This is a genomic window from Rhizobium sp. NLR8a (assembly GCF_019685235.1).
Classification (GTDB): Bacteria; Pseudomonadota; Alphaproteobacteria; order Rhizobiales; family Rhizobiaceae; genus Rhizobium.
Map to the genome: position 1 here is coordinate 128,262 of NZ_JABDWI010000012.1, position 13,814 is coordinate 142,075.

Genomic DNA, 13,814 nt, shown 5'->3' on the forward strand with positions numbered 1-13,814 from the left:
ACAGGAAAGCAGAGGAAGAAAATGGGACAGGATCTGTCTGGAAAAGTCGCGGCCGTCACTGGGGCGGCGTCGGGTATCGGCCTGGAGTGCGCCAGGACCGTGCTTGCATCAGGCGCCCGCGTCGTGCTGATCGACCGCAACGAAGAGGCGTTGAGGGATGTCTGCTCGAAACTCGGCGAAAAGGCAATTCCCCTGGTCGTCGATCTCTTGGATCCAAAAAGCGTGGCGCAGATGATGCCCGCTATTCTGGAGGAAGCGGGCCAGTTGGACATTTTCCATGCCAATGCCGGCTCCTATATCGGCGGTGAAGTGCTTGACGGCGATCCCGACGCCTGGGATCGCATGCTCAACCTAAACATCAACGCCGCATTTCGCTCGGTGCATGCCGTCCTGCCGCATATGGTCGGACGCAAGACCGGCGATATCATCCTGACGAGTTCGGTCGCCGGGATGATCCCGGTGGTCTGGGAGCCGATCTATACGGCTTCCAAACACGCGGTCCAGGCCTTCGTCCACACCCTCCGGCGCCAGGTTGCCAAGCATGGCTTGCGGGTCGGCGCCGTCGCGCCAGGGCCTGTCGTGACCGCTCTTCTGAGCGATTGGCCGCAGGAGAAGCTCGACGAGGCGCTCGCCGCCGGTGGTCTGATGGAGCCGAAAGAAGTGGCCGAAGCGGTGCTCTTCATGCTGACGCGCCCACGCAACGTCACGATCCGCGACCTCGTCATTCTGCCGCAGAGCACCGACATCTGAGCAGATGCGCCAGCCCCCATAGCCACAGAAAGGAAACGGCCATGATCTTCGACAGATTTCGCCTGAACGGACAGGTGGCGCTTGTGACCGGCGGCACGCGCGGCATCGGCCTGGCGATCGCCGAGGCACTCGGCGAGGCGGGCGCCAAAGTCTTCATCAGCGGGAGAACCCGCAGCGCGGCGGCGGAAGACCGGCTGGCCAAGGCCGGCGTCGATCGCGATTTCGTCGTCGCCGACATGATGACAGACCATGCTGCCGATAGGCTCATTGCCCAGATACTCTCACGGGCGGGTCGGCTCGATATCCTCGTCAACAATGCCGGCATCGCCATTCATGGCGACAGTGGGGAATTCTCCGATGCCATCTGGCGCGAGATCATGACTGTCAATGTCGACGCCGTCTTTCGCGCCTGCCGCGCAGCACTTGCACCGATGCGGCGCCAGGGCGGCGGCGTCATCCTCAATATCGGCTCGATCTCCGGCATCGTGTCCAACATTCCGCAGAATCAGGTCGCTTATAACGCCTCCAAAGCGGCAGTCCATATGATGACGAAGAGCCTGGCAAGCGAAGTCGCCGCCGAGAACATCCGCGTCAATGCCATTGCTCCCGGCTATATCGAGACCGATATGTCGCGCGGCGGCATCGCCAATCCGGATTGGTTCCCGACCTGGCGCAGCATGACGCCAATGGGCCGTGTCGGGCAGCCGGAGGAGGTGGCGGGTGCAGCCTTGTTCCTCTGCTCGGCCGCCGCAAGCTATGTCACCGGCGAAGTGCTGGTGATCGATGGTGGCTATACGACGCGGTAAGCGTCGGAGAGGGAAGGGCGGATTCGCGGCCCGGCAGCCAGGCGTCCTCCTTTTTGCTCGGAAAAGTTCAGGGCATCGTGCCGCAAGCGCTCTGGTAATCGGCCAGCACACTGTCGACCGCGGTAATCAATATGGTCTCGGGATCGCCGGCTTCGGCCGCCGAAATCTGCGGCAGATACTGATGCAGTAGCGTCTCCGGGATCGTCTTTCCGCGCAGCACGCTGAGCAGATTCTCGAACGCCCGGTCGGCCTCCGGCTTGTTCCAGTAATAGCGGATACGATCGCTGTAGCTGTAGTGCCGCTGCAGACGCAAAGCCGTCTCGTCGCCATGATAATGGGCCTGCCAGTCGCCCGGTGCCGACAGCATCAGCGCGTCCATCGCGGCCATAAGCGGTCTATCGCCATAACCGGCAACCATCTCTGAGGCGATCATATCGAGCGCATAGGCGGCCTCACGCAACGCAAAGGTCAGGCCCGGGCCGACCTTCAGGATCGGAAAGCCGTCCTTTACCAGCCGCGTCAGCGCATCGCGCGTCTGATAATCCGTGGAATGCGCTTCAAAGACAAATTGCGGTTCCTCGTCGAGAAGGGCGGTCAATTCAGTCGCGAGCTCGGGTCTGTAGCCGATCACGTTCTTGCTGCCGAATTCGACGCCCGGCTGGACGACGAAGGCGATGACACGGGAAAAGGCGTCTTCCAATCCTGCGCGCGAAAAGATCTCGCGATGAATGGCGATCGTTGCGCGGGCGGCCTCCGGTGCGGTCGGCCGAAGTTCTTCCAGCGCATGGTCGGCGCCGCCCGGCACCGGAACTTCGGTGCCGAGAATATAAAGCGGCAGCGGCGCGCCGACCGCCTTCGCCGTCCTTTCGCTCACCTGCGCCAATCGTGCGGCGCGCTCGGCGATCGTCCGGTCGTCGAGTGCGGCCGGCTCGCCGGCGCAGCCCATCGAGGCATCGAGATGGATCTTGCTGAATCCCGCTCGGACGTAGGCTTCGATCATGGCCTCGGCCTTCGCGAGCGCTGCTTCCGGCTTCTCCTTGCGCCACGGATTGGGACCGAGGTGATCGCCCCCGAAGATCATCTGCGGACGGTCGAGCCCTTCCTCGGTAGCGATGCGCTCGGCAAAGCGGATGAAGTCTTCCGGTGTCATCCCGGTATAGCCGCCGAGATGGTTGACCTGATTGCAGGTCGCCTCGATCAGGACCGGCATACCATCGCGCACCGCCCGTCGGATGGCGGCCCTGAGTACGACGGGATGGGCGGAACAGACAGAGGTGATGCCGAAGGGTCTGCCTTCACGCCGGGCGGCGGCAAGACGGATCAACATCCGGTCCATCGTCTATCTCCTCGGGGTTTCGGCGATAAAAGCCGTGAGTTCGGCAAGGGTCGAGACGCCTTCCATCGGGCCGAGCCGGGTCACGTTGCGAGCACCGGCCGCGTTGGCATGGAGAAGAGCGGCCCCGGGGGCCATGCCTTTGCGGCGGCAGGTGAGATAGGTTGCGCCGAAGCAGTCGCCCGCACCGGTCGGATCGATCTCGTCGACAGCGAAGGCGGCGCAATTGACGCGCGCGAGGTCGTGGGTGAAGAAGGATGCACCTTGCTCGCCCCGCTTCAGGACGATTTCGCCGATACCCCGCTCCAGCAGCCTTGCGACAGCCGAGGCCTCGTCGGTTATTCCAGCGGCGGTGAAAAGCTCGTCGCCTGATGGCAGTAATAGGTCGGCCGCTGCAAGCACCTTGTCGAAGCTTTTCAGAGCGTCGCCATCCGTCAGCAATTCCTTACGGAGATTGGGGTCGAGGGAAACCGACCCGCCGCGAGCGCGCACCGTCTCAATGGCGTAAAGAACCACCTCTCGGGCACCGGGGATGGAAAGAGCCGTTCCCATGACATGCACATGGCCGGCCCGCTGAACGAGCGTCTCGGCGGCCGGCGTCAGGGCGATCTGACCGGCGGCGGATCTGGCGATGTTGAAGACGAAATCGCGGGCGCCGTCCTGCCGGTAGCGGACGAAAGCGCTGCCCGTCGGCCAGTCGGCGCTGATGGCAATAGCGGAGACGTCGACGCCGTCCCGCCGCAGACGCTCGACATTCAGCCGCCCGAAATCGTCATTGCCGACGCTGGCGATGATGCCGGCGGCACCGTCCAAACGCGCAACCTGATCAATGAAAATGGCCGGCGCGCCGCTTGGATAGGGCCCCGTCAGGGATTGCGGCTCCAGGAAGCCGGCACCGACGGTGGTCGCCATGATCTCCACCAGAATTTCGCCGATCGTGATCGTTGGCCCGAGCGTCTCTGGCGCAACTGTCCTGGGACGTGACGGCATCCGCAATCTCCTTCACTCCGCGGATCAATGCCGCGTCTTTGTACGCGCCATTCGGCCTATCGCTCCCTACCACAGCAGTCAAGAAATACTTGCCTCGCGACAACAATTATATTGCGTCGCAGAAACTAAGTCAGGGTCTGTCATATAGAGCAAAATGACAGTTGGTGCCGCATTTGGACTTGAAATCTCTTGAACACGGTTGACAGCAGACATGGACAAGCGGATACAAAGTTTACGCATGATAATATCATGCGTGCCTCAATGGAGATGGAAATGCGCCTGAAAGACAAAATCGCCCTGATTACCGGCGGGGCCCGCGGTATCGGACTGGGCTTCGCCGAAGCCTTCGTCAAGGAGGGTGCCAAAGTCATCATCGCCGATATCGACATTGATCGGGCGACGAGATCCGCCGCGGCGATCGGCCCTGCAACCAAGGCGATGCAGCTTGACGTTACAGACCTCAATGCGATCGAGACCCTCGTCGAGACGATCGATGCGGAGTTCGACGGCATCGACATCCTGATCAACAACGCCGCCATCTTCGACATGGCGCCCGTGAACGAGATCAGTGAGGAAAGTTATGACCGTGTCTTCTCCGTCAATCTGAAGGGACCGCTCTTCATGATGAAGGCCGTCTCGAACATCATGATCAAGCGGGGCAGGGGCGGCAAGATCATCAACATGGCGAGCCAGGCCGGCCGTCGCGGCGAGGCGCTCGTGCTTCTTTACTGCGCTTCTAAGGCCGCCATCATCTCGGCGACGCAGTCGGCAGCACTTGCGCTGGTGAAATACGGCATCAACGTCAATGCCATTGCACCCGGCGTCGTTGACGGCGAGCATTGGGATATCGTCGATGCCCATTTCGCCAATTGGGAGGGCCTGAAGCCCGGCGAGAAGAAGGCCGCCGTTGCCAAATCGGTTCCGATCGGCCGTTTCGCGACACCTGACGACATCAAAGGCCTGGCCGTCTTCCTGGCTTCCGCCGACAGCGATTACATTCTTGCCCAGACCTACAATGTCGATGGCGGCAACTGGATGAGTTGATCGCTCTACCCGCCACCCAAGCCAGGGGCCAGAGGAATGGAAGCCATCTGCTATACCGAAAAGGGCGTCGCGGTCACCAAGGCGCTGCCGTTGCCGGAACTGAGGCCCGGCCATGCGCTGGTGCGCGTGCGCGCGGCCGGCCTTTGCCATACCGATATCGACGTCCTGCACGGTCGTTACGGCGCGGGCCGCTTCCCGCTGGTTCCCTGCCATGAATATGCCGGCGTGGTCGAGGCCGTCGCGGGCGATGTCTGCGGCCTTGCCGTCGGCGCCCGCGTCGTCGTCGATCCCAATCTTCCTTGCGGAGAGTGCCCGGCCTGCCGCAAGGGGCTGACCAATCTCTGCCGTGACCTGAAGGCCTACGGCGTGACGGAGAACGGCGGTTTCGCCGAATACAGCCTGGTCAGGACCGATCACCTCTATGAGATCGGCGATCTCGATTTCAACCTCGCCGCACTCGCCGAGCCGCTCGCCTGCGTCTTGAACGGCCTTAACAGCGCCGGCCTGCGGGCGGGGCCGACAGGAACGGAAACGGCTCTGGTCTTCGGCGCCGGACCGATCGGGCTGCTGCTCGCGCTTTCCCTGAAGGCCGAGGACGTCTCGTCGGTGACGGTCGCCGACATCAACGAGGGACGTCTCGCCTTTGCCGAAAAGCTGGGGCTGGGGATAGCCGTCTCGGGTTCCCAGGCGCTCGCGGACCGCCGCCGGGCCTTCGATTTCGTCGCCGACGCGACCGGGATCGCCCGAGTCGTCGAAGGCACGATCGATTTTACCGCCGATGGCGGCACGATCCTCGTCTTCGGCGTCTGTGCGCCCGACCAGCGCGTTTCCATCGCCCCCTTCGAGATCTTCCGCCGCCAGATCCGTTTTGCCGGGTCCCATTCGCTGAACCGCAACATTCCCGAGGCGCTTGCCATCCTCAAACGGGACGAGGGCGCGATGGCTGCGCTGGTTTCCCATCGCCTGCCGCTCGGCGAGGTGTTGCCTTTCATCACCAGGAAGTCCGTCGATCCGGCAACGATGAAGGTACACTTCTCCATCGATTAATCTTGAACTATCGCCGTCGTCACGGCCGCTCGAGGGACCCGCTTTTCGTTCGGCGATGAGTCATCTAGAAAGCCGTCAGAAACGCCATGTCAGGAGATCAGGTGGTGGCAAAGACGATCAAAACCATGGAGGACTTTTCGGAGTTCGTCGGCCTGTCGCGTCCCACCGTCTCCAAATATTTCAGCGACCCGATGTCTGTGCGCCAGAAGACCCGGGAAACGATCGAACAGGCCCTGAAGAAATCGGGGTTCCGGCCCAATATGTTTGCCGTCAATCTCAACCGGCGGCGCAGCAACATTCTCGGCGTCATCATTCCCAATTCCACCGATCCCTTTTACATGGCGCTCACCCGCCGCATCGAGATGATCGCCAACGAGACGGGCTTCCTCGCCTTCGTCCTGTCGTCGGACGGCAAGGCCGAGATGGAGGATCGGGCAATCAAGACGCTGAAATCGATGAATGTCGCCGGCGCGATCATCGCGCCGCTCGGCGTCGAATCCCACCATGCGACGCTCGACGAACTCGGCCGCAGCGTGCCCCTCATCTATGTGGACTCGCCGCTCGACGAGACGTCCTCTTTCGTCGGCACTAACAATCGCCAGAGTTTCAGCCTCATCGTCGACTATCTCTGCCGCTCGGGCGAGCCGCCCTGTTATTTCGGCATGCCGCATGTCAACACCAACGCCCTGACGCGCCAGACGGCGTACCTGGAGGCGATGGAGCAGTTCCGCATGGCGCCCAGCATTGTCGAGCTTGCCGACAGCAAGAGCTGGGACTTCGAGCGCTTCGGCTTCGAGGAGGCGACCCGCATCCTGACGTCGGGCCAGGGCTTCCCGACGCGCACCGTGCTTTGCGCCAACGACCGCGTCGCCTTCGGCGTTATCGCCGCCGCTTACCAGCTGGGCGTCAAGGTCGGCCACGGCGTCAACCATGACCTGCGTGTCGCCGGACACGACGACCATCCACTGTCCCGATACGCCTGCCCCCCGATCACAACGGTCGCGCAGAACTATAGCGAGATCGGCCGGCTGGCGATCGAACTGCTGCTCGACAGGCTCGGCGAGGGGGAGGGGCCTGCCGCACCGGCGGGCCGCATTCTTCTCAATGCCGAACTGATGCTGCGGGCTTCAGCCTGATGGCCTCTCAGGTGCGGGGCAGGCCTGCCGGTCTCAGATGTTTCCTCAGCGCCGCAATTCTGAAAATGGCGTTCGCAGCGCCATAACCACGATAACCGCGCCGCTCGACGATCTCGAAAAACAGGCCCTCGCCATAGGTGGGGCTATAGAGCTGAAAATATTCGCCGGCGTCATCGCGGTCGTAGAGGATGTTGTTGGCCTTGAGGCGATCGGCAAATTCGGCGTCGAGGCCGAAGCGCGCTTCGAGATCGTCATAATAGTTCGGCGAAATCGCCAGCGCAACGAAGCCGTTGCCGGCAAGGGCAGCGGCAGTGGCGAAGATGTCGTCGGTCCTGAAGGCAAGATGCTGGATGCCGGAGCCGAAGGTCTCGGCGATGAAGCGGCCGGCGAGCGTGTTGCGGTTTTCCGCCCCGTTCATGGTGATGCGCAAAGATCCTTCGCTGTTCTCCACCACCTGACTGCGGACGATGCCGGAGGGATCGACGATATCGACCATCGGTGTCTTCTCAGCCTCGACGAGCGAGGTGTAGAACAGCAGCCAGGTCAGCAGTTCCTCATATTTCATCGTCTGCGCCATATGATCGATCGATTGCAGCCCCGCCGGCTGCGGAGCGGCATCATCCTCGACCGCATCGAATTCGATCTCCCAAATGCGGCCAAGCTCGGTCTTGCGGTCGAGGAAATAGAGGACGCCGCCACCCACGCCGCGCACCGCCGGCATTTCGATCTCGCCTGTATCCAGCGATTGTTCGAACCGTTCGGCGCCAAGTGCGAGCGCGCGCTGCAAGGCTGCCTTGGCATCGTCGACCATCAAGCCCGCGGCGTAGGCGGAAGTCCCGTGGACGGCGTAGGAGGCGCTGGCAAAGCCCTTTGGCTCGGTGTTGATCACGAGATTGATGGCACCCTGGCGGAAAACCGCCACTCGCTTGGTCTTGTGTCTCGCCGCCTGCCGGAAACCAAGGCTTGCAAACAGCGCCTCGAGTTCCCGCGCCTCGTCCTCGTCGGCGGTGAACTCCACGAAAGCGACGCCCTCGACGGCAGCGCGCGGCGGCATTGAAGGCACCAGCAGTGCGCTCTCCGGCTGCTGGCGCTTCACCTGGTCACCGAGGTAGAGCAGCGAGCGGCGGCCGTCGACGGCAATCGCGTTCGGCGAACCGCCGCGGAACTGGTCGTTGAAGATCTCCAGCGAGAGATAGCCGTCATAGCCGGTTGCCGCCACAGCCTTCATGAAGTCGAGCACCGGCAGATCGCCTTCACCCGGCATGTTGCGGAAATGCCGGCTCCAATAGAGCAGGTCCATGTCGATCAGCGGCGCATCGGCAAGCTGGATGATGAAGATCTTTTCCTTCGGGATCGACCGGATCGAATTGACGTCGATCTTGCGCGAGAGGGTATGAAAGCTGTCGAGGATCAGGCCGATATTGGGATGATCGGCCCGCCGGACGATCTCCCAGGCATCGCGATGGTCGTGGATGTGGCGGCCCCAGGCGAGCGCCTCATAGCCGACGCGCAGGCCGCGTTTGGCGGCGCGCTCGCCGAGTTCACGAAAATCCGCCGCGGCCCGGTCGAGACCGCCGAGTGATGCCGGCGAGACGTTGGAGCAGACCAGCACGAGATCGGTGCCCATGTCCTGCATGAGGTCGAACTTGCGCTCCGCCCGGTCGAAGGTGCGGCTGCGCAGCGGCTCCGGCATGCCTTCGAAATCACGAAACGGCTGAAAGAGCGTGATCTCCATGCCGAGATCGCGCACCATCCGGCCGACCTCCTTCGGGCTTTCGTCGAAAATCAGGAAATCATTCTCGAAGATCTCCACCCCGTCGAAACCCGCCTTGGCGATCGCCTCCAGCTTGTCGCGGAGGTCGCCGCTCAGCGAAACAGTCGCAATCGATGTCTTCATCGCAGTGGTCCTTGCGAGAGCGTTAAGTCGTCATGGTCTTGAAATGCGCAAGCATGCGACCGGCATTCGGCTCCCTGCCGGTAATCACGCGAAAGGCGCCGACCGCCTGAAAGACCGCCATGCCGCCGCCATCAAGCGTCCGGCAGCCGCGCTGCCTCGCTTGCCGTAATAGCTCTGTCTCCAGGGGGAAGTAGACGATTTCGGCAACCCAATGCCGCCTTTCCAGGAGTTCGGGCGGAAGCGGCGTGCCGGGATATTTGGCCATGCCGGTCGGCGTCGCGTGGATCAAGCCGGATGCCGCCTTCATCGCTGCCTCGAGGTCGCCGCCGGCGGTGATCGACGCATCGGTAAAGAGCGGGGACATCGTTTCCGCCAGGTCGACGGCGCGCTCATGCTCGCGATCGAAGACCGTCAGTCTCTTCAGGCCGAGCGTCAGGATCGCATAGGCGGTTGCGACACCCGCTCCGCCTGCTCCGAGCTGCACGGCCGAGGAAAGATCGGCCTGCGGCAGTCCGCGCCGGAAACTCTCGGCGAAGCCCCACCAGTCGGTATTATGCCCGAAGCGCCTGTTGTCCTTCAGGACGACGGTATTGACGGCGCCGAGCGCCCGGGCTTCCGGCGACAGTTCGTCGAGCAGCGCAATGACGAGCTGCTTGCAGGGATGGGTGATATTGAGGCCGGCAAGGCCGCGCGCTTCGGCATCCGCGACCAGCCGCGGAAGATCGGCCGGCGAGGCGTTCAGCTTGATGAGATCGATCAGCTCATAATCGTAATCCAGCCCCTGGGCCGCACCTTCCTCCATATGCATGGCAGGCGTCAGCGAGGCCTGGATGCCGGAGCCGATCAGCCCGGCCTTCAGCGGTTTCAGCAGTGTCTCGGCCATGCGCCAGGTCCCGTTTGCTCGTGGTGGGAAAGGCCCTCAGGATCGCTGCGGGCCCGGTTCCGCTTACTTGCCGCGAACCGTGTCGAGTTCCTTGAAGAGCTGCGTGACGGTCTCCGCGCCGATCTCAGCCGTGAACTTGTCGATCAGCGGTTTGACGGCGTCGCGCAGCTTCTGCGTCTCTTCGGGGCTGAGTTCGGCGACTTCCATGCCGGTCTTCTTGATTTCCGCGATCGCGTTGGCATCCTTTTCCCTGGACACCTTGCGCTGATAGTCGCGGGCTTCCGTCGCGGCGGACTGGAAGACCGCCTTTTCCTCATCGTTCAGGCCGTCCCAGAACTTCTTGCTGATGAGCACGATCTGCGGATTGTACTGGTGACGGGTAATCGTCATGTACTTCTGCACTTCGAAGAACTTGGCGTTTATGATGTTGGCGGCTGGGTTCTCCTGGCCGTCGACGGTGCCGGTCTCAAGCGCGGTATAGAGTTCCGTATAGGGCAGCGGCACGGCATTGGCCCCGAGGCTGTTGAAGAGTTCGATCGGGATCGGCGACTGGATCGTGCGGATCTTCAGGCCCTTGATATCCTCGAGCTTGGTGACGGGATGGCGGTTGTTGGTGAGGTTGCGGAAGCCGAGCTCCCAATAACCGAGACCGACGAGGCCGGTGTCGGGCAGGAGCTTCATCAGGTCAGTGCCGAAGGCGCCGTCCATCACCTTGTCGGCCTCTTCGCCGCTGTTGAAGAGGAAGGGCAGGTCGACAGCGCCGAACTGCTTGACGTTGCTGGCGAGAATACCGGCGTTGAGCACCGTCATCTCGATCACGCCGCCCTGCAGCGCCGATACGGTCTGGACGTCGCCGCCGAGCACGCCGCCCGGAAACAGCTTGACCTCGATCTTGCCGCCGCTCTTTTCCTTCACCAGTTCGGCGAACTTCTCCATGCCCATGACCTGGGGATGGCCTTTGTTGTTGGCGGCGGCGAATTTGAGGCTGTGTTCGCGAATTTCGGCCATGGCAGGGCCGCTTGCCAGGAGGGCAATCGGCAGGGCCAGCCCCAGAGCCAGTTTCGTCAATCTAGTCAGCATGTTTTCCTCCCAGGATGAGGCCGGCATCTCCCTCCGGCCATGTTGAAATTCCATCGCCGCAAGCGAAGTCAGTGCCCGAACCAGGCGACCGGCGCGGTCACCAGTGTGGGAAAAAGGACGAGCAGAAAGAGAACGATCAGTTCGGCGATCATGAAGGGAATGACGCCCTTCATCAGATCCTCCATCGAAAGCTTCGACACGCCGCAGATGACGTTAAGCACCGTACCGACCGGCGGCGTTATCAGCCCGATCGAATTATTGATGATGAACAGCACACCGAAATAGACAGGATCGATTCCCGCCTGCTTGATGATCGGCATCAACACCGGCGTCATGACGAGGATCGTCGGCGTCATGTCCATGGCGGTACCGACGACGACGATCAGCACCATGATGGCAAGCAGCAGCAGTGTCTGATTATCCATAAGCGGTTCGACGAGAGCGGCGAGTTCGCCAGGCACGTCGGCGACGGTGATCAGCCAGGCCGAAACGGCGGCGCAGGCCACCAGAAACATCACCACCGAGGTGATTTTCGCGGCCGCGACGAAGACCTCGAACAGCCGCGACGGCGGCAGTTCCCGATAGACGACCATCGATACGAAGAGCGAATAGACAGCCGCGACGACGCCGGCTTCGGTCGGCGTGAACACGCCGAACTTCAGGCCGAAGATGATGAACAGGGGAAGCATCAGCGCCCAGATGCTCTCGGCGAATGCCTTCATCCGCACCGCGCTGCTTTGCTTCGGCGGCAGGGCGAACTGCTCCTTGCGCGCCACGATCAGCCAGGTGACGCAAAGGGCCGCGCCGATCATCAGGCCTGGGAAAATGCCGGCCAGGAACAGCTTGGTGATCGAGACCCCGCCGATGACGCCATAAAGGATGAAGCCGATCGAGGGCGGGATGATCGGGCCGATGATCGAGGCGGAAGCGAGCAGGCCGCCGGCGCGAGCCGGATCATGGCCCGATTTCAGCATCATCGGGAAGAGCAGGGCGCCAAGCGCGGCCGCATCGGCGACGGCCGATCCGGAAAGGCTCGACAGCACACAGGCCGCGAAGATGGCGACAAAGCCAAGGCCGCCCCTGATATGGCCGACCATGGCCATGGCGAGATTGACGATGCGGCGCGAAAGGCCGCCTGTGTTCATCACCTCGCCGGCGAGAAGGAAGAAAGGCACGGCCATCAGCGGAAAGCTGTCGGCGCCGTTCAGCACGTTCTGCGCGACGATCTGCGCATCGAACATGCCGAGATACATCATCAGCGCCACGCCTGTGATGATGAGGGCAAAGGCGATCGGAACGCCGAGCGCCATGGGGCCGAGAAGGGCGCCGAGGAAGATCGTGACGGTCATGACGCGCTCCTCAGTGTTTCGGCTTCAGAACGCGGAAGGCCGTCTGCGCGGGATCCTCGAGTGTCGCCTGTTCCTCGCTGTCGCGCACGAGCTCAGCGGTCGTCACGTCAATGCGGTCGGTCACGATGGCAAAAGCGTCCCAGAGAAGGATGAAAAAGGCCGGCACGCCAAAGGCGAGCCCCGCGCCGTAGAAGACGCCCATCGAAATGCCCGTCGCCGGTGCCGAGACGTGAAGGTTGATCTGCGTCTGGGCCCAGCTGCCGCTGATCATCAGCCAGGTGGCGACCAGCATCATTCCATAGCCGAGGAGCACGGCGAGCTTGGCGAGGGGTTTCGGGAGGCGGACGATGAGGGAGTCGACGCCGAGATGGGCATGCTCGCGCATTGCCACCACCGCGCCGAGGAAAGTAAGCCATATGAAAAAGATGCGCGACAGCTCTTCCGACGAGGTGATGCCTTGGTTGAAGGCATAACGTAGTACGACGTTCCCGAAGACGAGGACGACCATGCCCGCCAGCAACAGGGCGATCGTCGCTTTCAGTGCGAAGAAATAAAAGTCGATAATACGGGTCATTCGCTCCTCCAAGCCCGGCCTTGTTCAGGCCGTCCGCCGACCATCCGTCAGACATGCGAAAGCGTGCCGTGACCGAACAATTGCCGTCGCGATCAATTCCTCCATTGTCGCGCCTCTAAAATGTACTAACTAGTTCGTATGTCAAGCGTCATCTATTGAAACATGCGGTCAAGGTGAATAAGACTGACGGAAAGACAGATGGAGACGTTCGCCTTGAACGCCGCCCACAGTCTGAATTCCTTATGCACGACAATAAGTTAGAGGATCGGCAATCAGGCTCATGGCGGAACGGGGCGAAAACGGCCGAAAGAACGATCCACAGCAGACGAAGGAAGATATCCTCCTCGTCGCAACCGAGGAATTCTCGACCCATGGGCTTGCCGGCGCCCGCGTCGACGCGATCGCCGAGAAGACGCGCACCTCGAAGCGGATGATCTATTATTATTTCGGCAGCAAGGAAGGGCTCTATCTTGCCGTCCTCGAGCAGTCCTACCGCAAGATACGCTCGCTGGAATCCGATCTGCATCTGTCCAATCTCGAGCCGGAAGAGGCGTTGCGGACGCTGATTTCAACGACCTTCGATCACGACGAGGCTAATCCCGATTTCGTCCGTCTCGTCAGCATCGAGAACATCCATCATGCCGCCCATATGCTTCGCTCCGAGGCGATCCGCGATCTCAACGTCTCGGTCATCGAAACCATTGCCGGCATTTTGCAGCGCGGCTTCGACCAGGGTGTTTTCCGGCGGAAGGCCGACCCGATCGACATCCATATGATGATCAGCGCCTTCTGCTTCTTCCGCGTCTCGAACCGTTATACGTTCGGCACGATCTTCCGGCGCAACCTCTCGGACGGTGACACCATCGAACGCCATCGCGGAATGATCGCCGATGCCGTCGTCAGCTATCTGAAAAGCTGACGGCGC

At 62.0% G+C, this 13,814-nt stretch carries 13 protein-coding genes; 6 read left to right on the forward strand and 7 right to left on the reverse strand.

The window, feature by feature from the left end; all coding sequences use genetic code 11:
• Window positions 1-21 precede the first annotated feature (21 nt).
• Window positions 22-750 (forward strand): SDR family oxidoreductase, encoded by a 729-nt coding sequence (locus HJC04_RS23045; protein WP_210633512.1) that lies wholly within the window; start codon window positions 22-24, stop codon window positions 748-750.
• A gap of 41 nt (window positions 751-791) precedes the next feature.
• A complete protein-coding gene (locus HJC04_RS23050; protein WP_221147229.1) occupies window positions 792-1,556 on the forward strand; it encodes an SDR family NAD(P)-dependent oxidoreductase in 765 nt (254 codons plus the stop codon).
• Between the two features lie 67 nt (window positions 1,557-1,623).
• Here HJC04_RS23050 and HJC04_RS23055 read toward each other — a convergent pair whose 3' ends face one another.
• Both HJC04_RS23055 and HJC04_RS23060 read right to left on the reverse strand, forming a co-directional pair.
• The gene (locus HJC04_RS23055) at window positions 1,624-2,892 is read right to left on the reverse strand and encodes a D-tagatose-bisphosphate aldolase, class II, non-catalytic subunit (RefSeq protein WP_221147230.1); all 1,269 of its coding nucleotides are present in this window, start codon (window positions 2,890-2,892) and stop codon (window positions 1,624-1,626) included.
• Window positions 2,893-2,895: 3 nt separating this feature from the next.
• Window positions 2,896-3,879 carry a sugar kinase gene (locus tag HJC04_RS23060; protein ID WP_221147231.1) on the reverse strand — a complete coding sequence of 328 codons (984 nt, stop codon included), beginning with the start codon at window positions 3,877-3,879 and terminating at the stop codon, window positions 2,896-2,898.
• 273 nt (window positions 3,880-4,152) lie between these two features.
• On the opposite strand from HJC04_RS23060, the gene HJC04_RS23065 reads away from it, so the two are divergent.
• The 3 genes from HJC04_RS23065 (at window position 4,153) to HJC04_RS23075 (ending at window position 7,106) form a co-directional block, all read left to right on the forward strand.
• The gene (locus tag HJC04_RS23065) at window positions 4,153-4,923 is read left to right on the forward strand and encodes an L-iditol 2-dehydrogenase (RefSeq protein WP_221147232.1); all 771 of its coding nucleotides are present in this window, start codon (window positions 4,153-4,155) and stop codon (window positions 4,921-4,923) included.
• A 36-nt stretch (window positions 4,924-4,959) separates the two neighbouring features.
• Entirely contained in the window at window positions 4,960-5,970 is a 1,011-nt protein-coding gene (locus tag HJC04_RS23070) for a zinc-dependent alcohol dehydrogenase family protein (protein WP_221147233.1), read from the forward strand.
• A 125-nt stretch (window positions 5,971-6,095) separates the two neighbouring features.
• The gene (locus tag HJC04_RS23075) at window positions 6,096-7,106 is read left to right on the forward strand and encodes a LacI family DNA-binding transcriptional regulator (RefSeq protein ID WP_210633546.1); all 1,011 of its coding nucleotides are present in this window, start codon (window positions 6,096-6,098) and stop codon (window positions 7,104-7,106) included.
• A 7-nt stretch (window positions 7,107-7,113) separates the two neighbouring features.
• Here the strand turns inward: HJC04_RS23075 and HJC04_RS23080 are convergent, their stop codons facing one another.
• The 5 genes from HJC04_RS23080 to HJC04_RS23100 form a co-directional block, all read right to left on the reverse strand.
• Window positions 7,114-9,003 carry a bifunctional sugar phosphate isomerase/epimerase/4-hydroxyphenylpyruvate dioxygenase family protein gene (locus HJC04_RS23080; RefSeq protein WP_221147234.1) on the reverse strand — a complete coding sequence of 630 codons (1,890 nt, stop codon included), beginning with the start codon at window positions 9,001-9,003 and terminating at the stop codon, window positions 7,114-7,116.
• Between the two features lie 22 nt (window positions 9,004-9,025).
• Complete coding sequence (locus HJC04_RS23085; RefSeq protein ID WP_221147235.1) at window positions 9,026-9,886, reverse strand: shikimate dehydrogenase; 861 nt, start codon at window positions 9,884-9,886, stop codon at window positions 9,026-9,028.
• A 63-nt stretch (window positions 9,887-9,949) separates the two neighbouring features.
• On the reverse strand, window positions 9,950-10,966 hold the full coding sequence (locus HJC04_RS23090; protein WP_210633504.1) for a TRAP transporter substrate-binding protein: 1,017 nt from the start codon (window positions 10,964-10,966) through the stop codon (window positions 9,950-9,952).
• 68 nt (window positions 10,967-11,034) lie between these two features.
• Window positions 11,035-12,315, reverse strand: coding sequence for a TRAP transporter large permease subunit (locus HJC04_RS23095; protein ID WP_210633503.1), 1,281 nt, complete (start codon window positions 12,313-12,315; stop codon window positions 11,035-11,037).
• Between the two features lie 10 nt (window positions 12,316-12,325).
• Window positions 12,326-12,889 (reverse strand): TRAP transporter small permease, encoded by a 564-nt coding sequence (locus HJC04_RS23100; protein WP_210633502.1) that lies wholly within the window; start codon window positions 12,887-12,889, stop codon window positions 12,326-12,328.
• A 280-nt stretch (window positions 12,890-13,169) separates the two neighbouring features.
• Between HJC04_RS23100 and HJC04_RS23105 the strand changes: the two genes are divergently transcribed.
• Window positions 13,170-13,808, forward strand: coding sequence for a TetR/AcrR family transcriptional regulator (locus HJC04_RS23105; RefSeq protein ID WP_210633501.1), 639 nt, complete (start codon window positions 13,170-13,172; stop codon window positions 13,806-13,808).
• Window positions 13,809-13,814 lie beyond the last annotated feature (6 nt).